This window comes from Streptomyces sp. 135, from assembly GCF_020026305.1.
GTDB lineage: Bacteria > Actinomycetota > Actinomycetes > Streptomycetales > Streptomycetaceae > Streptomyces.
Window position 1 is genome coordinate 7,780,798 of sequence record NZ_CP075691.1, and the last position, 22,170, is coordinate 7,802,967.

General features: G+C 70.9%; 17 protein-coding genes. 9 read left to right on the forward strand and 8 right to left on the reverse strand.

Translation table 11 applies throughout. The features are described 5' to 3' along the window. Window positions 1-75: 75 nt before the first annotated feature. Entirely contained in the window at window positions 76-3,369 is a 3,294-nt protein-coding gene (locus tag KKZ08_RS34610) for a S8 family peptidase (RefSeq protein WP_223778182.1), read from the forward strand. A 22-nt stretch (window positions 3,370-3,391) separates the two neighbouring features. Here the strand turns inward: KKZ08_RS34610 and KKZ08_RS34615 are convergent, their stop codons facing one another. The 5 genes from KKZ08_RS34615 to KKZ08_RS34635 all read right to left on the reverse strand — a co-directional run bounded on the left by KKZ08_RS34615 (window position 3,392) and on the right by KKZ08_RS34635 (window position 8,727). After that, the gene (locus tag KKZ08_RS34615) at window positions 3,392-4,351 is read right to left on the reverse strand and encodes a hypothetical protein (protein WP_223779389.1); all 960 of its coding nucleotides are present in this window, start codon (window positions 4,349-4,351) and stop codon (window positions 3,392-3,394) included. After that, the gene (locus KKZ08_RS34620; protein ID WP_223778183.1) at window positions 4,348-5,670 is read right to left on the reverse strand and encodes a hypothetical protein; all 1,323 of its coding nucleotides are present in this window, start codon (window positions 5,668-5,670) and stop codon (window positions 4,348-4,350) included. Before KKZ08_RS34620 ends, KKZ08_RS34615 begins: the two co-directional genes overlap by 4 nt. A gap of 127 nt (window positions 5,671-5,797) precedes the next feature. Then, window positions 5,798-6,451 (reverse strand): YceI family protein, encoded by a 654-nt coding sequence (locus KKZ08_RS34625; protein WP_223778184.1) that lies wholly within the window; start codon window positions 6,449-6,451, stop codon window positions 5,798-5,800. Between the two features lie 208 nt (window positions 6,452-6,659). Beyond that, window positions 6,660-7,586, reverse strand: a complete 927-nt coding sequence (locus KKZ08_RS34630; protein WP_223778185.1) for a cation diffusion facilitator family transporter — start codon at window positions 7,584-7,586, stop codon at window positions 6,660-6,662. A 49-nt stretch (window positions 7,587-7,635) separates the two neighbouring features. After that, window positions 7,636-8,727, reverse strand: a complete 1,092-nt coding sequence (locus tag KKZ08_RS34635; protein ID WP_223778186.1) for a mechanosensitive ion channel family protein — start codon at window positions 8,725-8,727, stop codon at window positions 7,636-7,638. Between the two features lie 357 nt (window positions 8,728-9,084). Between KKZ08_RS34635 and KKZ08_RS34640 the strand changes: the two genes are divergently transcribed. Further along, on the forward strand, window positions 9,085-10,218 hold the full coding sequence (locus KKZ08_RS34640; protein ID WP_223779317.1) for an amidinotransferase: 1,134 nt from the start codon (window positions 9,085-9,087) through the stop codon (window positions 10,216-10,218). Between the two features lie 167 nt (window positions 10,219-10,385). Here the strand turns inward: KKZ08_RS34640 and KKZ08_RS34645 are convergent, their stop codons facing one another. After that, window positions 10,386-11,450, reverse strand: coding sequence for an acetylserotonin O-methyltransferase (locus KKZ08_RS34645; protein ID WP_223778187.1), 1,065 nt, complete (start codon window positions 11,448-11,450; stop codon window positions 10,386-10,388). A gap of 187 nt (window positions 11,451-11,637) precedes the next feature. Between KKZ08_RS34645 and KKZ08_RS34650 the strand changes: the two genes are divergently transcribed. From KKZ08_RS34650 to KKZ08_RS34660, 3 genes are read left to right on the forward strand one after another with little or no spacing between them, the layout of a single operon-like run. Beyond that, complete coding sequence (locus tag KKZ08_RS34650; RefSeq protein WP_223778188.1) at window positions 11,638-12,198, forward strand: EXLDI protein; 561 nt, start codon at window positions 11,638-11,640, stop codon at window positions 12,196-12,198. A 29-nt stretch (window positions 12,199-12,227) separates the two neighbouring features. Then, a complete protein-coding gene (locus tag KKZ08_RS34655) occupies window positions 12,228-13,214 on the forward strand; it encodes an ATP-binding cassette domain-containing protein (RefSeq protein WP_223778189.1) in 987 nt (328 codons plus the stop codon). A 45-nt stretch (window positions 13,215-13,259) separates the two neighbouring features. Beyond that, window positions 13,260-14,018 carry an ABC transporter permease gene (locus KKZ08_RS34660; protein WP_223778190.1) on the forward strand — a complete coding sequence of 253 codons (759 nt, stop codon included), beginning with the start codon at window positions 13,260-13,262 and terminating at the stop codon, window positions 14,016-14,018. Window positions 14,019-14,028: 10 nt separating this feature from the next. Here KKZ08_RS34660 and KKZ08_RS34665 read toward each other — a convergent pair whose 3' ends face one another. Beyond that, on the reverse strand, window positions 14,029-15,366 hold the full coding sequence (locus tag KKZ08_RS34665) for an iron-containing alcohol dehydrogenase (RefSeq protein WP_223778191.1): 1,338 nt from the start codon (window positions 15,364-15,366) through the stop codon (window positions 14,029-14,031). Next, window positions 15,353-15,988: a response regulator transcription factor gene (locus tag KKZ08_RS34670; protein WP_223778192.1), complete on the reverse strand. Its 636-nt coding sequence runs from the start codon at window positions 15,986-15,988 to the stop codon at window positions 15,353-15,355. The genes KKZ08_RS34665 and KKZ08_RS34670 overlap by 14 nt, the downstream gene beginning before the upstream one ends. A gap of 420 nt (window positions 15,989-16,408) precedes the next feature. Here KKZ08_RS34670 and KKZ08_RS34675 point away from each other — a divergent pair, with 420 nt between their 5' ends. The 4 genes from KKZ08_RS34675 to KKZ08_RS34690 all read left to right on the forward strand — a co-directional run bounded on the left by KKZ08_RS34675 (window position 16,409) and on the right by KKZ08_RS34690 (window position 22,150). Next, window positions 16,409-16,594 carry a thiomuracin/GE37468 family thiazolyl RiPP peptide gene (locus KKZ08_RS34675; RefSeq protein WP_223778193.1) on the forward strand — a complete coding sequence of 62 codons (186 nt, stop codon included), beginning with the start codon at window positions 16,409-16,411 and terminating at the stop codon, window positions 16,592-16,594. 89 nt (window positions 16,595-16,683) lie between these two features. Further along, entirely contained in the window at window positions 16,684-18,735 is a 2,052-nt protein-coding gene (locus tag KKZ08_RS34680; protein WP_223778194.1) for a hypothetical protein, read from the forward strand. Continuing rightward, window positions 18,732-20,588, forward strand: coding sequence for a TOMM precursor leader peptide-binding protein (locus KKZ08_RS34685; protein ID WP_223778195.1), 1,857 nt, complete (start codon window positions 18,732-18,734; stop codon window positions 20,586-20,588). The genes KKZ08_RS34680 and KKZ08_RS34685 overlap by 4 nt, the downstream gene beginning before the upstream one ends. 95 nt (window positions 20,589-20,683) lie before the next feature. Further along, the gene (locus tag KKZ08_RS34690; protein ID WP_223778196.1) at window positions 20,684-22,150 is read left to right on the forward strand and encodes a nitroreductase family protein; all 1,467 of its coding nucleotides are present in this window, start codon (window positions 20,684-20,686) and stop codon (window positions 22,148-22,150) included. Window positions 22,151-22,170 lie beyond the last annotated feature (20 nt).

Below are 22,170 nucleotides of genomic sequence, written 5' to 3' on the forward strand. Positions count from 1 at the left end.
CAGGCAAACCGGGTGGCAGTCATATCGAGGGTGGGGGCGGCGGCGATAGCCGCCGTGGTGTCAGGGGCACTGGTCGTGGGGGCGGCCGCGGCCGACTCCGGCGCGGGGCCGGACCGCAGGGCGGGGACGCGTACCGGCGGGGAGACCAAGGCCGGTCAGGGGGCGCGGGGCGGGAAGACGACGACCGTCACGTTGATCACCGGTGACCGGGTGGTCGTCCGGGCGGCGGGCAAGCAGGTCACCCGGCTGATCCGCGGCAAGGACCGCGAGGACGTCGCGATCACGGTGCGGCGCGAGGACGGGCACACGTACGTCATACCGCAGGACGCCCAGCCGCTGATCAACGCGGGCACGCTGGACCGGCGGCTTTTCGACGTCACGCGGCTCGTCGGGGACAAGTACGACGACGCCCACCGCACGTCGCTGCCGCTGATCGTCGAGTACCGGCAGGGCGTCCGCGCCAACGGCCGCCCGGGCGCAGGCGACACCTTCAAGGGCCTGGCCCGCGACCGCCGTGCGCTGCCCGCCATCGGCGGCGAGGCGTTCGACGCGCCCAAGTCCGGTGCGCGGGACCTCTGGTCGGAGCTCACCGCCGGGACGGGCGGCCGTACGAACGTCCGCACCACCACGGCCCGGGCCGTCGCGCACGTCTGGCTGGACGCCAAGGTCCGCCCCGCCCTCGACAAGAGCGTGCCGCAGATCGGCGCCCCCACCATGTGGAAGGCCGGATACACCGGCAAGGGCGTCAAGGTCGCCGTCCTGGACACCGGAGTCGACCAGACGCACCCTGACCTGAAGAACGTCGAGGTCACCGAGAAGAACTTCACCGACTCCGCGCCCGACGCCAAGGACCGCATGGGCCACGGCACGCACGTCGCCTCGACCCTCGCGGGCTCCGGGGCCAAGTCGGGCGGCAAGTACAAGGGCGTGGCGCCCGACGTACAGCTCCTGGACGGCAAGGTCATCTCCGAGGTCGAGGGGACCGGCACCGAGTCCAGCATCACCGCCGGCATGCAGTGGGCGGTCGACAACGGCGCGAAGGTCGTCAACCTGAGCCTCGGCAGCCTCGACTCACCGGGCACCGACGCGATGGAGGCGGCCGTCGCACGCCTGGCCGGCAAGGCCCTCTTCGTCATCGCGGCGGGCAACGACGGCCCCGAGCACGGCACGCTGAACTCGCCCGGCAGCGCTCCCGCCGCCCTCACCGTCGGCTCCGTCGACAAGCAGGACAACATCGCGGAGACCTCCAGCCGCGGCCCGCAGGCCGATGGCGTCACCAAGCCCGACCTCACCGCCCCCGGCGACGACATCACGGCCGCGCGCTCCACGCTGACGCCCGACGACACCGGGAACGACGCCTACGTCTCCATGTCGGGCACCTCGATGGCGACCCCGCACGTGGCCGGTTCCGCCGCCCTGCTCCTCCAGCAGCACCCGAAGTGGACAGGACCGCAGCTCAAGGCCGCGCTGACCGGCTCCGCCGAGCCCGACCCGACGCTCAACGCCCACCAGCAGGGCGCGGGCCGCGTCGACCTGACGCGCGCCGTCACCGCGTCCGTCGTCCCAGAGCCCGGCACGGTCGCCTTCGGCACGCAGGCCTGGCCGCACACGGACGACAAGCCGGTCGCCAAGACCGTCACCTACCGCAACCTCGGCGCCGAGCCCGTCACCCTCACGCTCTCCGCGGGCTCCCTGGACCCGAGGGGCCGCCCGGGCCCGGCGGGCATGTTCACCATCAAGGACACGAAGCTCACCGTCCCGGCGGGCGGCACCGCCAAGACCACCGTCACCGCCGACACCAGGTCCGGCACCGCGGACGGCATCTACGGCGGGACGCTGCTGGCCACCGGGGGCGGCCAGGAGGTGCGCACCGGCCTCGTCGTCGACCGTGAGGTCGAGTCGTACGACCTCACGCTGAAGCACCTCGACGTCAACGGCAAGGACTCGTCCAACTACACCACCACGCTCACCGACCGCGCGCAGCGGAAGATCGAGGTCCCCTTCCGTGAGGGCCCGGTGACCGTGCGGGTGCCCAAGGGCACGTACGCACTGGAGAGTTCCGTCTACGGCCCGACCAAGAGCTTCGCGGTCTTCGTCCAGCCGAAGCTGAAGGTCGGCGCGGAGACGACGCTCACGCTGGACTCCCGCAAGGCCAAGCCGGTCGCCGTCACCACCCCGGACGCCGGCGCGCGTCTCACGGAGTCGAACATCAGCTACGACGACACCTCCCTCGCGATCGCGAGCAGCTGGAGCTTCGGCGGCGGCACCGTCATGCGCACTCTCGGCCTCGGCCCGGACTCGCCCACCCTGAACGCGCAGTACAACGGCCACTGGAAGGCCTCGGGCACGGCGTCGGACAAGGTCGACTACCGGCTGGCCTTCAGCCGCACCGGCAACTGGTTCTCGGGCCTGAAGCACGCGACCACCAAGGCCGAGCTCGCCGAGGTGACGTACGGCGTCGGCGCCTCCGCCGCGGGCCGCAAGGGCAGGCTCTCCGCCACACCGATCGGCACCAGCGGCTACAACCCGCCCCTCGTGCCGGTGACCTCGCTGAAGCTCCCGGCCTCCGGGACGAGTTACCTCAACACCAAGGACCTCCGCTGGACCTGGTCCATGGCGCAGCTCGACGACGCGGGGGAGTCGCGCATCGACTACGGCGCGAACGAGATCGCGTACAAGGCGGGCAAGCGCTACACGCTGAACTTCAACACCGGCGTCGTCGGCCCCGACCTCAAGGCCGACGACCGGCAGGGCGCACGCCGCGCGGGCAACGCCATGGACGCGTACGTCCAGCTCTTCAGCGACGGCGCGGGCCACGCGGGCGACTCCGTGACGACCGGCGGCTTCACCCGCCTGGAGTCGGGCGGCCGCACCCTCGCGGAGGGCGGCCCGGGCGCGGTGTACGCCGAACTCCCGGCCGCCTCCGCCCCGTACCGCCTGACCATGGAGGCCACCCGCTCGGCGAAGGACACCACTACCAGCACCAAGGTGGCCGCGGCCTGGACGTTCACGTCGGCCGAGACCCCCGAGGAAGAGCCCTCCGAGCTGCCGCTGTCCACCGTCCGCCTCGCCCCGAAGCTGGCGCTGAACGGCACGGCCCCGGCGGGCAGCACGCTGACGGTGCCGTTGAAGGTGGCGGGCGCGGCAGCCGGCACCGGCAAGATCGCCACGCTGACGGTCAAGGTCTCCTACGACGGCGGCAGCACCTGGAAGACAGCCCCTGTCACGACCGACACCAAGGGAGCGCGCACGGCGAAGGTGAAGCACCCGGCGACGGCCAAGGCCGTGTCGTACCGCGTGCATCTGAAGGACACGTCCGGCAACACCGTGACCGAGACGATCACAAACGCGTACCGGCTCGCCCCGTGACGTGCCATACGAGCCCTACGCGCTAGCCCCGGCACTCCCGCTCCCGGTGGCCGGGGCCGCTGAGCAGGTCGACGCGCTGCTCCTTGCCCTCCTTGAGCACGTAGAGGGTGCCGTGGCCGGGCGTCCAGTCGCGGGGGACGAGGAAGACGCGGTCCTTTGAGACGTGGAACAGCCGCAGCCCGCCGTACTCGTACGCGTACTGGCTCCCCTTCCCGGTGACACGTCGGAAGCAGCTGCCGCCGCCGCGGATCATGAGGTCCTTCTCGCTGAGCACGGTGACGGCGGGAAAGTCGTCGCGGACGGTCCGCTCGGTCAGCTCCGCCCGGCCCCGGCCCGCGATCTGCGCGTAGGCCGACACGGCCCAGAACAGCGACAGGACGCACACGAAAAGCGTCAGGCCCCACAGGCGCAGGTCGCGGCGGCCGCGGGTGCGGGCATAGGCGTTGAGCGACAGCCCGGCGATCGTGGTGAGCGGCAGCAGCAGGTCGAACAGCCAAGGGCTGAGCGGATACAGCGGTACGAGGACGAGGGGCACCGTCCAGGCGAAGCGCAGGACGCGCACGGCGCGCGTGAGCCGTTCCGGTTCGTTCGTCGCCCAGCGGTGCAGCCCGAGCGCACCGAGCGCTGCGCCGGCCGCGAGCCAGGCGGGAAGGTACAGGGCACCGACGCTCCGCAGCAGATAGTCGCTGGTGGAGAGGTGGAAGACGGTGTCACGCAGCCCGAGTGCCTTTGTCTCGGCGTCGGTGCTCGCCCAGCCGAAGTAGAAGAGGACGGCGGTCAGGAGCGTGACGAGGGAGCCGACGGCGCCGATGATCTCCACCCAGCCGATGTGGGGGTCGGTGGGAGCGGGAGCGGGGGACGCGGGCGGAGGTGGGGGAGCGGGTTCTGGTTCCGGCTCGGGGGGCGGTGCGGGGTCGGCTCGCGAGGCCGGGGCCGGGGGAGCGGGGTCGGGGTCCGGCGGCTGGGGTGGGGTACCGCTCATGTGGTGTTCGGGCCGGACGAGGAGGTGGAGGGGCCGGGCGATGAGCCGGAAGACGTGGTGCGCCCGGACGGCGAGGTGCCCGGTCCCGAGGGTTGGGGCGGGGACGACGGGCCGACCCCGGTCCAGACGATCGTGAGCGCCGCGTACTTGACGAGCCGGGCCCCGTTCCTCGTCACGAGCGTGACGTCGACCACCGTCGGTCGGCGCCCGTCGAAGCCGTCCCTGCCCGGCAGGTCGACGGAGACGAAGGCGTCCTTGCAGCACCTGCTCGGGTCGTCCTCGTCGCCGATGGGCTTCAGGACGACCGGCCTCGTCAGCTCGGCGGCGCGCAGCTCCACGGTGACGGGCGGGTCCGGCCAGGTGCCGCGCACGGAGAACGACTCGTCCGGTGCCACACTGCCGCCCCTGACGTCGAGTTCGTTCTCGCAGGCCCTGGTGCCCGACGGAGCGGGGCGCAGCGCCACGCGTTCGGAAGGGTGCTGCCGGTAGTAGGCGACGAAGCGTTGCAGGACCTCGAGGGCGTCCCCGTCCTTGCACAGGTGGGCGGCGCTCTCGGGCCGGTAGCCGGTGGCGCGCAGCCTGGCCGCCGCCTTCGTCGCGATGCTCAGACCGTCCCGCTCGCCCCGCGCGGCCTTGCAGATCCCGGCCAGCCCTTCGATCACCTTCCAGGCGCCCGGACTTCCCTGGCCGCCGGTCTGCTTGGCGGGGTCGACGGCGATCTCGTACGGTTCCTGGCACTCGCCCCGCTGGAGATCGTCGTAGACGCTGTCCGGTTCCGGCAATGTGTCGGTGTTGGGCGACTTCGGGCCCCAGGGCAGCCAGCCGGGGGGATCTCCGGCTCGTCCGCCGTTCCCGCCCCCGTCCCCACCGCCGTTTCCGGACCCGCCTTTACCGCCGCTTCCGTTCCTGTCGCTGTTCCCGTTTCCGTTCCCGCCGCCGTCTCCGTCTCCGTTTCCGTCGGAGCCGCCTGTCTGCCATTCGCCGCCCGTCGGGTCGCTCCCGCCGGAGCCGTCGCTCCCGCTCGTGGTGCCCGTACCGCCGCCGTCTCCGTCTCCGTTTCCGTCGGAGCCGCCTGTCTGCCATTCGCCGCCCGTCGGGTCGCTCCCGCCGGAGCCGTCGCTCCCGCTCGTGGTGCCCGTACCGCCGCCATCGGCGCCCGAGCCACCGCTCACGGTGTCACCGCCGCCGCTCCGCGCCCCGCCCCCGGGTGACGCGAGATCTCGTACGCCGAAGAACAGTCCCACCACGAGGACGAAGCCCACGACGGCGAAAGCCCAGGCCGGAACCCGAACGGCGCCCGAACCGAAGCGAACAGCCATGACGACACCCCCGTTTCGCCCAGCCCCATCATGGTCCTGTGGCGCGGCTCCCGGAAGCCCTCGCGCGGGACGGGCTGCGGTACGTCAGGCGTGTTCCTCCTGGGGCGGGCCGTTCGGGGGGTGGCGCCTAGGCCAGGGGTGTGGTCCGGATGGCGGAGATGTCGAACTGCAGCCGGACCTTCTCGCTCACCATCGTGCCGCCCGCCTCCAGGCGCTGGTTGTAGACCAGGCCCCATGCGGTGCGGTCGATGGTGGTGGTGCCGTCGAAACCGGCCCGCTCGTACCCGAACGGGTCCACGACCGAACCGAGGTAGTCGAGTTGCAGCTCGACGGGCCTGGTGACGTCGCGGATGGTCAGATCCCCCGCCATGCGGAAGGTCTCCCCGCCCTCGTGGACCGTGGAGGTGCTGCGGAACACCATCTCCGGATAGCGGTTCGCGTCGAAGAAGTCGCGGCCCACGAGGTGCGCGTCCCGCTGTTCCACGCCCGTGTCGACACTGGCGACCCGGATGGTGATCTCGGCCCGCGACGCGGAGGGCCGCGCACCGTCGAAGTACAGCGTGCTGTCGTAGTCACCGAAGGCGCCCCGCACGGTCGTGACCATCGCGTGCCGCACCGAGAACCCGATGCGGCTGTGCGGGCGGTCGATGGTCCACTGCCCGGTCAGCGCGCGAAGCGCCGGGTCGAGCCCGGCATCGCCGGCCGCCGGGAAGGGCGTACCGCGGCCCCCGGCGGGCGCCGGGTCGAGGGTGGCGGTCTGGCGACGGCTGAAGATGCCCATGGTGTCGTCGTCTCCTTCGGTTCTGATCACCCCGTGCTATCACGCCACCGTCGTGCGCTCCCCGGTGAGATGGGCGGTCTCGTCCGGCTTCCATGGCGCTGCCCGCAAAGATGCACAGGATCGCCACGGGGTGGATGCACCCTTGGCTGACGCGGAGTCACACATGGTCACGGGCCGCCGGGGCCGGCAGTCCCAGGTACGCCGGCCGTCACAGGTGCAGCGCCCCGCCCTCCTCCGTATGGCCCCGGGGCTCCAGTTGCAGCGTCGAGTGCGCCACGTCGAAGTGGCCGGCGACGCACCGCTGGAGGCGGGTGAGCAGTGCGCCGTATCCGGCCGCGAGGGCGGCGTCCGTGACCACCACGTGGGCGGTGAGCACTGGCATGCCCGACGTCACGGTCCAGCCGTGCAGGTCGTGCACGGCGACGACGCCCGGCTCCGCCAGGAGATGGCGCCGGACCTCCCCGAGGTCGACGTCCTGCGGGGTCGCCTCCAGGAGGACGTGGACGGAGTCCCGCAGGAGGCCGTACGCACGCGGCACGATCAGCAGGCCGATGACGATCGACGCGATCGGGTCGGCGGCCTGCCACCCCGTCAGCAGGATGACCAGGCCGCCCACGATCACGGCGACCGAGCCGAGCGCGTCCCCGAGGACCTCCAGGTAGGCGCCGCGCAGGTTGAGGCTCTTCTCCTTGGCGTCCCGCAGCAGCCACAGGCCCACGAGGTTGGCGAGGAGCCCACCGACCGCGACCGCGAACATCAGGCCGCCCTTGACCTCCACCGGCTCGCTGAGGCGGCCGATCGCCGACCACAGGACCCAGACGAAGACCGCGACGAGGAAGAGCGCGTTCAGGACCGCCGAGAAGATCTCCACCCGGTAGAAGCCGAACGTGCGCCGCGGCGTCGGCGCACGCTGCGCGAGGGTGATGGCGCCGAGCGCGAGGGAGACGCCGACCGCGTCGGTGAGGCTGTGCGCGGCGTCGGCGAGGAGCGCGAGACTGCCGGACAGGAGCGCGCCGACCACCTGGATGGCGGTGATGGCGCCGCTGATGCAGATGGTCCACAGCAGCCGGTTCCGGTACGTCCCGCTGAGCGTGCCGCCCGTCGCCGCGGAGGACGGGCCGTGGTCGTGCCCCATGCCCGCGAGTGGATCATGGCCGACCGCGGGCCGCCACTCGGCGTCGCGCTCAGTGGACCCGCGGCGGGGTGGAGACGTCCCGCTGGTGCGGGATGCCGAGCGGCGGCGGCAGCTCGCCCTGCTGCACGGTGACCGTGCGGGCCGGGGCGGGCACCCTGATGCCCTCGGCGCGGTAGCGCTGGTGCAGGCGCTTGATGAACTCGTGCTTGATGCGGTACTGGTCGCTGAACTCGCCGACGCCGAGAATCACCGTGAAGCTGATCCGCGAGTCCCCGAACGTGTGGAAGCGGATCGCCGCCTCGTGATCGGGGACCGCACCGGTGATCTCCTTCATCACCTCGTCCACGACCTCGGCCGTGACCCGCTCGACCTGCTCCAGGTCGCTGTCGTAGCTCACCCCGACCTGCACCGTGATCGACAGCTCCTGCTCGGGACGGCTGAAGTTGGTCATGTTGGTGCTCGCCAGCTGGGCGTTCGGGATGATGACGAGGTTGTTGGAGAGCGAACGGACCACCGTGTTCCGCCAGTTGATGTCGACCACGTAGCCCTCCTCACCACTGCTCAGCTGGATGTAGTCACCGGGCTGCACGGTCTTCGCCGCGAGGATGTGCACACCGGCGAAGAGGTTGGCGAGGGTGTCCTGCAGCGCGAGGGCGACCGCGAGACCGCCGACGCCGAGCGCGGTCAGCAGCGGTGCGATGGAGATGCCGAGGGTCTGGAGGACGACGAGGAATCCCATGGCGAGCACGACGACCCGCGTGATGTTCACGAAGATGGTGGCCGAGCCCGCCACCCCGGAGCGCGACTGCGCCACGGCCCTGACGAGGCCGGTGACGATCCGGGCCGCCGTCAGCGTCGCCGCGAGGATCAGCAGGGCCGTCAGTGTCATCGTGACGTTGCGTCCGGTGCGCGGGGTGAGCGGCAGCGCGCCCGCCGCGGCGGCGAGCCCGGCGGTGATGGCCGCGCACGGCACCAGCGTCCGCAGCGCGTCGACGATGACGTCGTCACCGCTCCACCGGGTGCGGCTCGCCCGCTCGCCCAGCCAGCGCAGCAGCGCGCGCAGCAGCAGTCCGGCCGCGACGCCGGCGGCCACCGCGATCCCGGCCATCATCCAGTCGTGCAGTGTGAGCGCACGGGTCATCGGTTCACCCCTGTCGTACGGGGCGAGTGCGCCTGCACGCGGCGTATGTGATGTGTCGACACCTTGTGATACCTGCTCGATTCCGGGAGTTCGGTCGCGCCGGGCCACAGGTCCGGCCGGGCGCGGACGTCATCCTGCCGCATCTGTGCACAGCGGGTGCGCGTACCCCCACCCGGATCTTCACGATCCGGCCACGCGTGGCGGCCGCCGTGGCGGTGGCATGAATACCGCGGAGGCTGGTACTCGACGTATGCCCGGCGTACGACGCGTATGCCCGGCGTGCGACGAGGGCCGCGTCACCTGTGGTAAAGCGTTGAGTTCGGTGAGTCGTTGTTTCTGCGAGCGGAAGCGGTGAACATGGGCGTAGCGCAAAGGCCTGGCATTACGGCAGAGGTGACCGGCAGTGAAACGCTCGTGTCGCCCGTCAATTCGCACAATGAGTGGGACCCGCTGGAGGAAGTGATCGTCGGGCGTCTCGACGGCGCGACGATTCCCTCCAGCCACCCCGTGGTGGCCTGCAACATTCCGAGCTGGGCGGCGCGGCTGCAAGGACTGGCCGCCGGTTTCGAGTACCCGCGCAGGCTCATCGAGCCCGCGCAGCAGGAACTCGACCAGTTCGTCACTCTCCTGGAGTCCCTCGGCGTCACCGTCACACGGCCGGACGCGGTGGACTACAAGCAGCGCTTCGCCACCCCCGACTGGTCCTCGCGCGGCTTCTGCAATTCCTGTCCTCGCGACGGCATGCTCGTCATCGGCGACGAGATCATCGAAACGCCGATGGCGTGGCCGTGCCGGTATTACGAGACCCACTCCTATCGGGCGCTCCTCAAGGACTACTTCCGCCGCGGCGCCCGCTGGACGGCCGCCCCGAAGCCCCAGCTCACCGAAGAGCTGTATGACAAGGATTTCCGGCCGCCTAAGGACGGCGAGCCGATGCGCTACATCCTCACCGAGTTCGAGCCGGTATTCGACGCGGCCGATTTCATGCGCGCGGGCCGCGATCTGTTCGTGACGCGGAGCAACGTCACCAATCAGATGGGCATCGACTGGCTGCGCCGCCATCTCGGGCCCGGCTATCGCATCCACGAGATCGAGAGCCGCTGCCGCACACCCATGCACATCGACACGACGTTCGTCCTGCTCGCCCCCGGCAAGGTCCTGGTCAACCCCGAGTACATCGACGTCGACCGCCTGCCCGACGTGCTGCGTTCGTGGGACGTCCTGGTCGCCCCCGAACCCGACCCGATCGACGAGCGCCTGCTCAAGATGACGTCGATGTGCGGCAAGTGGCTCAGCATGAACGTGCTGATGATCGACGAGAAGCGGGTGATCGCCGAGCGGCACCACACCGGCATGCTGCGGGCGCTCGAATCCTGGGGGTTCGAGCCGATCCCGTGCGACCTGCTGCACTACGCGCCGTTCGGCGGTGCGTTCCATTGCGCGACGCTGGACGTGCGGCGCCGGGGCACGTTGGAGACGTACTGCGACTAGTAGTGCCGAGACCCAAAACGGGATGCGGACGCCGTAGCCGGCCTCGGCGATCCGCTGCCGGACCGGCAGCGGATCCCGCGGCGACTGGTTCACGAACTGCTGCGGGGCCTGCATGTCGGGCCCGCTGACCTGCTGGGAGGCATACGGGGTGGGAGCGAGGAGGGGCGTCAGCGCTCCTTGGGGCGAGCCACGATCAGGTTCCAGGGGAACAGGCCGGGGGCGAAGGCGGTCTCGACCAGTTCGACGGTGAACCCCGCTGCGTCGAGGAGCGATTCGAACTCCGTACGCACGCGGAGACGACCGCCCCAGAGCGTCCAGGCGGAGAAGCTGACGATGGCCTCGTAGCCCTCGACGGACCGACCCGCCTCCGCCGCGTCCCTGCCGAACCAGTCCACGACCAGGAGTCGGCCCCCAGGGGCCATCGCGCTGTGCAGGTTGGCCAGGAGGCGTGCGACCTGGCTGTCCGGCCAGTCGACCAGAATGCTCTTGATCATGTAGAGGTCGGCGCCGGGCGGGACGGATTCCAGAAAGCTGCCGCCGGTGAACTCGATCCGACTCACCACATCGGGGTCTGCCTCCTCACGCAGCGAGGACCTGGCCATGTCGATCACATGGGGCATGTCGAACAGGACGCCCTGCGCCTTGGGCGCCGCTTCCAGTACACGGCTCAGGAGGGTGCCACGGCCGCCGCCGACATCCATGATGCGCGGGTACGCGGTGAAGTCATGTGTCTCCACGAGCGCGTTGACGCAGTTCGTGGTGGTCTCCGACATCACTTTCTCGAACGCCGCGCCTTCTTCGAGGTGTTCGCTGTAGTAGTCGTAGACGTGGCGCCCTGTGAGGTCGCCACCGGAGCGGCCGGTCAGGACCACCTCGTCCATCTGCTCGTAGGCGCGGTTCACTCCGGGGCCCGCCGCGTACAGGACGTGCGCCGCCACCCCTGAATCGGAGCGCAGGAGGCGGCCGCGCTCGGTCAGCGCGTACTGTCCGTCCTCGCTCCGGGTCACTAACGACTGCGCCGTACAAGCGTTGAGGAAGGACGTCAGGGCGCCTGGGTGCGCTCCGAGGGCCTGGGTGAGGTCCGCCGCGCTCCTGGGTCCTTCTGTGAGGTGGTCGGCGATGCGCAGCTTCGCGAAGGCGCGCATCATCTGCGCCGCGAAGGGGGCGCTGTACAGGAGGTTCAGCATGGCCGTCTCGGCGGCTGGGGGCGTGGCTGAGGTGCTCTGCGTCATGGGGTCCCCGATCGGTCGCAGCCCGAATCGCCCTGGGAAGTCGGGCATTTCGACGCACGCTACGGGCCCCGCGACAGGGGTGACAAGAGGGGCGAGGGAACCCAAAAAGTGATCTTTGAAAGGGAGTTGAACCCCAGACACTCCCTCGCTAGCGTATACGTATACCTGTACATAGAGGAGAGCGATCGTGCCCAACAGGACCATCTATGTCGGTGAGAGCGACGTCGCGCTCTTCCAGCGCGCCCAGGAACTGACCGGCGGAAACCTCTCGGCCGCGATCAGCCGGGCGCTGCAGCGCTTCGTCGAGATCGAGGACGCCCACCAGGCAGGATTCGAAGAGGTCGAAGTGCGCGTCGGCAGCGAGGGGATCTATCGCCGCAAGCGATTCGTTGCCCGGCGGATCGCGCAGGGCAAGCGGCCCGCCTCCGAGGGCCGCCGTGGCGAGTGGATCGCCGTCTATCACACGAGGAAAGACAGGTTCGCCGTGCACCGCAAGCACTTCGACGAGGCGCCGAGTGCCGATCACGCGCCGTGGGGTGACCCTCAGGACCCCCGGTACACGATCGAGTACTGGAACAACGTGACGGAGTTCGACAGCGAGCCGGGTTGGGACCCGGCGGGCAGCACCGAGATGACCCTCGACGTGTACGAGCACCTCGACGAACTCAAGGCCGCTCTCCCCGGCGACCTCGCACACGTCGTGGAGGCCAACGCCCGGCAGCAGCCCGTGGAAGACCTCGACATCTGACGCGCTCGGTCACCCAGGGAGGGACAGGCATGGCAGCCATCGAGGCAGAGCGGCTGACCCGGAGCTTCCGGCGCCGGGGCAGAGCCGTGGAGGCGGTGCGGGGCATCGACCTGCATGTGGCGGACGGGGAGATCTTCGGATTTCTCGGCCCCAATGGAGCGGGCAAGACCACGACGGTACGCATGCTCGCAACTCTCCTCGCACCTGACTCCGGTCGGGTCAGCGTCGCGGGATGCGAACTGCCGGGGCAGATCAGGCAGGCGCGCCGACTGATCGGATACGTCGGGCAGACCGGAGGCGCCGATGAGGGGATGCCCGTGCTCGACAACCTGATCCTCCAGGCCCGGCTGCACCGCCTGGACCAGGTCGCGGCGCGGAGCGCGGCCGAACAGACCCTGGAAGCACTGAGGTTGCGCGACCTGGCCGACCGGCTGCCGCGCACGCTGTCCGGCGGGCAGCGCCGCCGGGTGGCCCTGGCGCTGGGCCTGGTGCACCGGCCCCGGGTGCTCTTCCTGGACGAGCCGACCCTCGGCCTCGATCCGGCGGCCCGCGCGGCCCTCTGGGAGGAGATCCGCGCACTGCGGGTGGCGGGCACCACGGTGTTCCTGACCACGCACTACCTGGAAGAAGCCGACGCCCTCTGTGACCGGGTGGGCATCATCGACCGCGGCCGCATCGTCGCCTCGGGGGCCCCGGCGGAACTCAAGCGCGGCATCGGCGGGGACACCCTCACCGTCGCCGTCGGTGAACATGGCGCCGACCGCGTCAAGGACGCGCTGGCGGGGCTTCCCTTCGTTCGCGAGATCCGGGAGACCTCAGGGGCCGTGCGCGTGTACGTCGACAACGGCGCCGACGCCATCCCCGCTGTGGTGCGCGCGCTGGACACTCACGGAGTCCGCGCGGTCCCCATCGGCCTGGAGTCGGCCGGCCTCGACGACGTCTTCCTCCAGCACACCGGCTCCTCCCTGCGGACGGCGGGTGCGGCGGAGGGGGCCGAGCCCCCGGCCGCGTCATGAACTCCCCTTGCGCAGTGCCGACGTGGACCCCAGGGAGGGACCTTCGTGCTACGTGACACCGGACTTGTCTTCGCCTATCAGACCCGGCGGCTGCTGCGCTCACCCGTCGTCATCGTGGTGGGCGTCATGCAGCCGCTGTTGTGGCTGCTTCTCTTCGGCCCTCTCGTGAAGGGGCTGGCCTCCTCCGGTCTCACCGGGCCGGACGGCCCTTCGGAAGCCTTCGACCTGTTCGCGCCCGGCCTGCTGGTGATGCTGGCCCTGTACGGATCGCTCTACACCGGCTTCGAGTTGATATCCGAGTGGAAGGCCGGGGTGGTCGAGCGCATGGTGGTGTCGCCCATGCGTCCCGCCGCGCTCATCCTGGGCAAAGCCCTGCGGGACGTCCTGGCGATCGGTACGCAGGGCGTCATCCTGATCCTGGTCGCCTTCGCGATGGGACTCGACGCCGAACTGCTTGGCCTACTGGCGGCGTTCGGTCTGCTGGCGGTGGTGATCATGATGACGTCCACGTTCTCCTACGCGGTCGCGCTCGTCCTGCGCGACGAGAACCTCATGTCGCAGACCATGGGGTTCCTCAGCCTGCCCCTGCTGCTGCTCTCGGGTGTGGTGCTGCCGCTCACCCTGGCCCCGGACTGGCTGCGCTACATCGCTCAGGCCAACCCCTTCTACCACGTGGTCGTGGCCTCCCGGTCTGCCATGGCGGGAGACTACGGCGACGCCTCGCTCCCCGTCGCCCTCCTCACCTGCGCCGCGCTGACCGTACTGGCGCTTCGATGGGCGGTGGGTTCGCTGCGTCGGGTCTGAGGGCGGCCGCTCAGCGTGTCGAACCTGACGCCGCCTCGTAGAGCGCCGCCGCGTCCTGGGGTGTGAGCCCGGTCAGAGCGCGGGGCCACGAGGCGACGACCGCCTGGCCCAGTTCGACCGGGTCGGCAGCCAACGGTGTGGTCAAGGCGACGCCCCAGCGCCGCAGCAGGCGTGCGGCGGCCGCACGGAAGTCCGCAGGGCAGTTCCCCGTGGCGGCCTCTTCGGGGAACAGACGCCGTGCCACCTGCCGCGCGCGGTCGCCGTCCGCCCAAGCGCACCGGCCGGGCGCGCCGAGGGCCCGTTCCAGGTAGGCGGGGAAGAGCCGGGCGAGCGCCGTGTTCTTGGCCGTTCCGGTGACTGCGGCGGCCGTGTCGGCGAAGTACCAGAGGAGGAAGGCGAACGGGGAAGCGCCGACGCGCGGCCACACTCCATGCGAGGCGGCGCTGATCGCCGCGAGGCGGAGGCGCAACCCCGCCCTGCGCTCGTACGCGGACCTACGCTCGTACGCGGACCGCTCGTACGCCGACCGCCCGGCATCGCGCTGCGACGGCGGCGGTGCGAGCAGAGTGTCCGGTACGCGGGGGGTGCCGTGCGGTCCGGCTGACACCTCCCACCCGGTCGGCGAATCCGACGCCAGCAGCGCATCCGCTGTGCGCCGTACCAGCACCGCGGTCTCCATCAGCCATGCGGACGACGAGGCGCCCATCGGATGCGGGCCCAGCAGCGGGCCGATGAGACGCAGCAGGATCTCCATCGCGCCGGCCGCCAGCAGCGGCGCGGGCAGCGTGTCCGTCAGGCAGGGGTCGAGGACCGCACCCTCGGGCCGCAGCGTCGCCGAGCAGACGAGCCGTGAGCGCCGGCCGCCGACGGCCATGCGCGCCACCCCACTCGTCTCTGAGCCGGTGCCAAGGGTCGTGGGGAACGCGATCAGCGCGGGAGCCGGGCGGCCCGCACGAGTCAGGAGCGCGAGCCCGGAGGGCGGTCCCTCGGCGTAGCGCGGCTCGCTGCCCGCTGCCAGGGCGACGGCGAGCTTCGCGGTGTCCATGGCCGCACCGCCGCCGACCACGGCGACGGTGCGGGCACCCCGTCGGGCGACCTCCCGTGCCACGCGCCAGGGGGCTTCCGGGCCCTCGTCGAGGGGGAGCGGCAGGGCCGTACGTCCCAGGTGTATCGAGGTGGAGCAGGCGCCGGGATCGTAGACGACGAGCGCCCCGTCCGCGGCCAGCCGGTCCAGTTCGGCCTGAGCCCGGTCCGCTCCGACGCGCAGTCGGCGCGGACCGGCCGACTGCCACAGCAGAGCCGGTGTCCAGAGCAGGGAGGGGACGAGAGGGGGGTCAGGCGCGCGCATTGTGGCGCTGCTCGGCAGACCCACTCTGGGCGAAGAGTTCGGAGCGCTGCTTGACGGAGAGCTTGCGAAGCACCGAGGCCACATGGTTCTTCACCGTATTGGTACTGATCGAAAGAGTGTGCGCGATTTGGCCGTTGGTACATCGCTCCGACAGCAGCCACAGCACTTCTTGTTCGCGGGAGGTCAGCGTGTGTGAATCGGCCCAGGGCACCGACGTTTCCTCCTGCGGGCCGATCAGCCATTCCCTGGAGCCGCACAGCGTCGATTGCACCGCTGCGGCTAATCGGTCCGGCAATTCATTGGCATGAACGAGGCTGTCGATTTCCCCGAGATGGGAGAGCAGGACATGACGCGGTGAGGCAATCTCGCAGAACGCGAGCACTGGAGGGGCGACGGCGCGGCATTTGATCTCCCGGCACAGCGCGAGCCCGGCGTTCAGCGATGGCTGGGTGGGATCGGTGATGACGAGGTCGACATCCCCCTTGCTCACCAGCGCCTGCACTTCTGCCGGATCATGTACGTCAGTGAAGTGCTCGAACTCGAAGAGGTCCGAGGATTCCAGCAGCGCAGTGATGACGCCGAGGCTGGTGACCGGCGACAGACCATGGATGACGATACTCATTTCACTCCCCCGTTGACGTGCTCAACTGCCCGAACCATCCGATTCACAGCTGTGTTGCGGTGGTGGCAGGCGAACGAGGCGTGAGACAGCCAGGGCAGATGGCGGGTCGCCTTGTCGCCTCCCTCAACACGCGGCTAGGTCTCTTCCCGATCGCCGTGGTCGGACGGCGACGCCAGGTAGAGCCCCACTCCAACCACACTATCCACACAGAAGGCCGGCTCCGACAGCCCTTCTTGCCAACTTCCGGTACCAGGCAGGGCACTCCAGGCCTCTGGCAACCCTCCCGTCTAGTCCTTGGGGAACTACTTCGGACTAGTCCGGTGGGCGGGCAGTTGACCCTTCACGCGTGATGTCCGCGTCTCGGCATGTACAGCAGAGTCGAGCTGTTCTGTCACCGAAGATGCGGAAGGGAGGGGCAAAATGGAGAAGAGCATACCGGGCACGCCGGAGCGTTCGACTCTGGACCTGAGTGACCTCGACGTGGAGAGCTTCGAATTCTCTGCGGACTCCGAGGGCGGTCTTGAGTCGCTGCGCATGGGCCACGGCCTGACCGAAGTCGGCGCATCGTGTTGCTGCTCGACCTCGTCGTGCAGCTGCTCGACCTGACGGAGTCACGCGGCCGACCCGTTACCACGGGTCGGCCGTTCCCGACATGATCCGGCCGGCGTTCGCACGGCAGCGTCTGAAAGGGAAGCATGCAGAGTCCTACGGCCCCGCGATCCGCGCCTCTCCCGGTGTGGGGAGACAGCTCACGACCCCGGTTACGCACCGACGCCCTGTGGGTCCCGCACGAAGACGGCGCGTTCCTGCTGTGCAACGCCTCGTCCCTGACCATCCGGGGCAAGTCCTCGTACGAGCTGGTGAACAGGATCGCCCCCCATCTCGATGGGACGGCGGACGTGGGCCAGCTCGTATCAGGCCTGGCACCCGCCGTCGCCGAGCAGGTCCGAGGGCTGCTGAGGCGCCTTGCCGAAGCGGGATTCGTACGTGACTCGGGCCACGACCGTCCGCACGGCCTGACCGACCGTGAACTGAGCGACTACGCGGGCGAGTTGGCCTTCATCGAGTACTTCCGCGACTCGCCCGCGGCACGCTACGAGGCGTTCCGCGAAATTCCCGTACTGTGCGTGGGATCGGGGCTGGTGCTGGAGGGGCTGGTATGCGCCTTGATCCAGCTCGGCAACCGTCGTGTGACGACGCTTGTTTCGGGTACCTCGGCGTCGACGGCCGATCTCGAAGCGGCTCTCAAGCCCGCCCTGGCGACAGCGCGAGAGCGGGACCCTGGCATCACCGTCCGCACGACACGGCTCCCGGCCGTCGGTGCGGCGGGAGACGACGCCGCGGAATCCGAGTTGGCAGGCCTGCTGGGCGCCAACGAGATCGTCCTGCACTTCGCCGACGCATTCGACCCGGACCTGGCGCACCGCATCGACGCCACGAGCCGACGGGCCGGGAAGAAAGTCCTGTGGGGGGCCGTCCACCAGGACCACGCATGGCTCGGGCCGCTGTGCGAGCCGGACCGGGGTGTGCGCGCACCCGACTTGTGGGCCAGAACGGGCGTGGCCGGGGCCAAGCGTCGCAGCGTGTTCCTCGCGGAGCCCACCGCACGGATCGTCGCCGCTCAGCTGGCGTTCGCCGCGTTCAAGGAGCTCACCGGGATACCGGCCGACGACTTCAGGGAGCGCGCGGTACGCGTCGATCTGGCGACCCTGGTCAGCGACGAGGTGAACCTGCGTGCGCTGGCCCTGCTCCCGACGGATCCCGCGGCCGATGCACCCGCGACGCCGGCGGGGTGGACCGCCGCGCTGCCGCCCCGGGCGAGCGAGAGCGCCTTGGCCTCCAGGGAGTTGAGCCGTCTGGTGGATGCGAGGGACGGGCTGATCAGGGACGTGGACGAGGGGATGCTCACCCAGATCCCGCTGCACCGTTGCCGAGCCACGGTCGCACTGCCGGCCGCCGAGGGAGGCAGCACATCGGACGCCGGGCGCCTCGTCGCGGCGGAGGGGGACGGGCCTGATCTGCTGTCCGCACGGGTCGCGGCGGTCCTCGCGGCAGCGGAGGGCGCGGGGTGGGCGGCACTGGCATCGCAGGAAGCCGTGCAGGCTGCCGACCTCCTCACCGGCGCCACTGTGACCGTGGCGGCCGACCGCCTCGCCTCCTGGCAGGACAGCGCCACGCCGATCGCCCTGGCCTCGGCGGTGGGCCGGGACGAGGCCGTGGCGTGCGCGCTCGGCCGCCTCGCCGTACGGCTGCTGCGCGGGGTGGCACTCGACCCGGGATCGCCGTGTTCCGCGGACGGGCCCGAGGTACCACGACTGCTCAACATCCTGGAGGCGGCCGGATACCGCCCGGCCCTGAGCACTCTGTGCGACCTCGGAGGATGGGCCGTCGTACGGGCCGACTGCGGCGATGGCCTGGTGGGCGTCGGTAGCGCCTGCGACACGGCTACCGCCGGTGCCGACGCGCTGTACGACGCGGTGCGGGCACTCCAGGAGGACGTTTTCCGGGAGCCGCTGCGTCCCGCGCCGATCGCCCCCGTGCTCGACGGCTCTCACCTCGCGGCACCCACGGCACCGGCGGCGGCGACCGCCGTGTCCCGCGCCGCCCAGTGGCTGCGGGGCTGGTTGCGGCCCACGACACGGTTGCTCGCCCTGTTCCCGGAGCCACACCCGGCGTCCCGTGCGGTCGGGCGTACACACTGCGCGGCGGTCGTCATGGCGGCCGCCCCGGGCGAGGAGCCGCGGTGACGCCGTCGCAGGAACAGATGAGCCCGTTGGTCCATGAGCTGGCCGGCCCGCCCAGTGATCAGGAGGTCCGGCGCATCGAGGCACGGACGGCGGCGGGCACCACCGTCGTCCCGCTGTGGTGGGAGCCGGGCCGCATCGTGGTGGGCCCCGTCCTGGCACCGGGCCAGGGGGGCTGCCTGCGCTGCTTCGTCACGAGGCGCGCGGGCTGCCGCCCCGAGGCATACCCGCGGATCGCGGACCGCGTCCGCGACGGCTCCGTGTGCTTCGCGGACCGCCACGCCCTCCTGCCCTCCATGAGCCACGCCCTCGTCGAGCAGTGCCTGTCCCTCGACGCCCGCGAACTTGCCCCGCACCGGGCCTTCCTGACACTCGCTCTGCGCGACCTCACCGTGACACCCGGGCGCTTCCTGCCGGACCCGCTGTGCCCGGTCTGCTCGGACCTGCCCGACGACACGCCGCCCACGGCGGCGGAGTACGACGTGGCCCTGCCCAAGAAAGCCCCCGGAAACTACCGCGGCAGCGACCTGCTGTCGTCCTCGGACCGGCTGCGTGCTCTGTACGTCGACGAGAACGCCGGTCTCGTCCGCAGGCTGCGGCGCAGCGCCCACGGGCTGTTCCCATCGGCCACCGCGCCCACCGGACTGCGGGTGACCTCCTCCCAGGAGATCGGCTTCGGCCGGCAGACCAGCTACCTGGCCGCCGAGATGACCGCGCTGACCGAAGGGCTCGAACGGTCGGCGGGCGTGCAGCCGAGCGGGCGCCGCACGGTCACGCACGGCAGCTGGGCCCTGTTGCGCGCGGACGCCGTCGTCCCCCGGCGCTTCGGGCTGCACGATCACGAGCAGTACCTGACCGAGGGCTTCCCGTTCCAGGAGTTCGACGAGGACCTCGAACTGTCCTGGGTCTGGGCGCGATCCCTCGGCGAGGACCGCGCCGTGCTCGTACCGGAGTGTCTCGCCTACTACGAGCCGCTCTACCGGCCCACGCCGCGCCCGGCCCTCGCGTACGAGATCTCCAACGGCTGCGCGCTGGGCACGACACTGCCGGAGGCTGCGCTGTACGGAGTCTTCGAGATCGCCGAGCGCGACGCCTTCCTGCTGACGTGGTACAGCCGGATCCCCCCTGTCGAGGTCATCCTCGACCCGCGCCGGGACACCGAGCTGGCACTGATGGTGGAACGCATCGAGTGGTTGAGCGGCTACCGCATCCGGCTCTACGACATCACCAACGACCTCGGCATCCCCGCCGTGTGGGTACTCGCGGTGGACGAGCGGGAGCGGGCGGGCCAGCCACGCGCCCTGTGCGCGGGCGGAGCACATCTGGACCTGGGCAAGGCGTTCCGCTCCGCGCTGCTCGAACTGGCGCCCTTCACGGCGGAGTTCCCGCCCGCGTACCGCTCCCAGCGCCACCGCATCGCCGGGATGCTGGAGGACCCGGACAAAGTACGGCACATGGAGGACCACCGCTTGTTGTACTGTGCGCCGGACGCCTTCGACCGCCTTGAGTTCCTGCTCGGCCCCCGGGAGCGGATATCCCTGGCCCAGGCGGAGGACCGGCACCTCCCGGCCGACCGGCACACCGATCTGCGCGAGGACCTCGCCGATGTGACACGGCGCGTCACGGCGGCCGGACTCGACGTCCTGGTCGTCGACCAGACCAATGCCGACCAGCGACTCGGGGGGTTCCGCTGCGCCAAGGTGCTCGTCCCGGGAGCCATCCCGATGACCTTCGGTCACTGGGCACGGCGGCTGAACGGACTCGACCGGCTGCTGCGCGTCCCCCTGGCCCTGGGCCTGGCCGCGGTGCCGCTGAGCCGGGCCGATCTCAACCCTCATCCGCATCCGTTCCCGTGAGTACCCGGCCGGCGACAGGCGCGCCTCCGTCATCGACCGGGGGATGCGGGGACGCGTCCGCCGCCGAGCGGTACGCGGAGCTGACCTTCGACCGCATGCCCTCCGCGGTGCCCCGCGGATTACCCGCCGAACCGCCCTCGTGGGTCAGGGTGCCCGGTGCCGTCGAGTGGGTGCGGCGGCTGCCCCCGGTGGTGCGCACCCCGCTGGTCGACTGGACACCGTCGCTCGCCAGGGCGAGCGGACCCGGGCCCGGTGAAGCGCTGGATCTCCGTGCGCTCGCCGCGCTGCTGTCGCTCGGCGCCGGAGTCACCTGCGTGGAGTTCGGACCCCAGTCCTCGTGGCGCCACCACCGCGTCGCCCCGTCGGCACGCTGCGTCTTCCCCTGCTCGGTCTGGGTCATCGGCCGAGGAGACGAGGGACAGGATCCGGACGTTGCCCGCTACTACCCCGAGCACCAGCACCTCCGAAGCCGGACTCCGTTCCGGCACCGCCGCTGGACGAGGATCCACTGCGCGGTGACCGCCGAGCCCGGCACGACCGGAGCACACTACGGCGACTACGCCTATCGACTGGTCTGCCAAGAGGCTGGACTCCTGACAGGCGCACTGCTCCTGGCCGCGCGCTCGCTGGGGCTGCGGGCGACGCCGGATCCCGATCACTGCCCGTACGAGATCGAGCGGTTGCTGTCGCTCGACGGGCAGCACGAGTGCGCGTTCACGCTCATCGAGCTGACCGGAATGACCACCGAGGCACACTTCCCGGTACCGGACGTTCCGGCACCTGCCGTACGGCGACCCTGCGCGGCACTCGCGGAGCTGGGCGTCCTCTCTTCAGCGGCGCACCGCGCGTTCGCCGGTGCCCCGCCCCGCCGGACGCCGGCAGACGGCACCGAACCCTCGGAGCCTGCCGTCGGGCCCGCGCAGCCCTGCTTCCCTTCCCCCTCACGACTCCGCTGGCAACGTCTGCGCGCCGCCCGGGACTCCGGCGACCCGGGATTCGTCCCCGCCCCCCACCCCATCGACGCCCACACTCTGCGACGCCTGTGCACCGCCGCCCTCACCACCGCCTTCCCCGGCCTGTGGCACGGACTGCCGCAGCCCACACTCCTCATGGCGCGGCGCGCGGTATCCGGCGCGGAACCCGGCCTGTTCCGCCATGACCACCCCGCCCGCCATCTGGGGAAACCACCCCTGCCGCCGCCACGGCAGCTCCTGCCGGGCAGCTCCCTCAACTCCTTCCTACGACAGTGCCAGATGGTCGCGTCGACCAACGCGCACCTGGCGCCGGCGACCGTGTTCATCCTGGCCGATCTCGACGACTGGCTCCGCCACGACGCCGTGCGGGCCTACACCGAACTGCATCTGCGCACGGGGGAGGCCGCGCTGCGCCTGCTGATGGCGGCGAGCGCGGAGGGTCTGGTGGCGCGCGTGCACAACGGGTTGCTCACCGGGCCCGTACGTGACGTGTGCGGCCCCGGCCGCTGGGTCGCGCCGTTCGCCGTACTACTGAGCGAACGCCGCCCCTCGGCGCGGTACCGCTTCGCCTTGGAGGGAGGAGTGTGACGAGCGCTGTGAGAAGGACC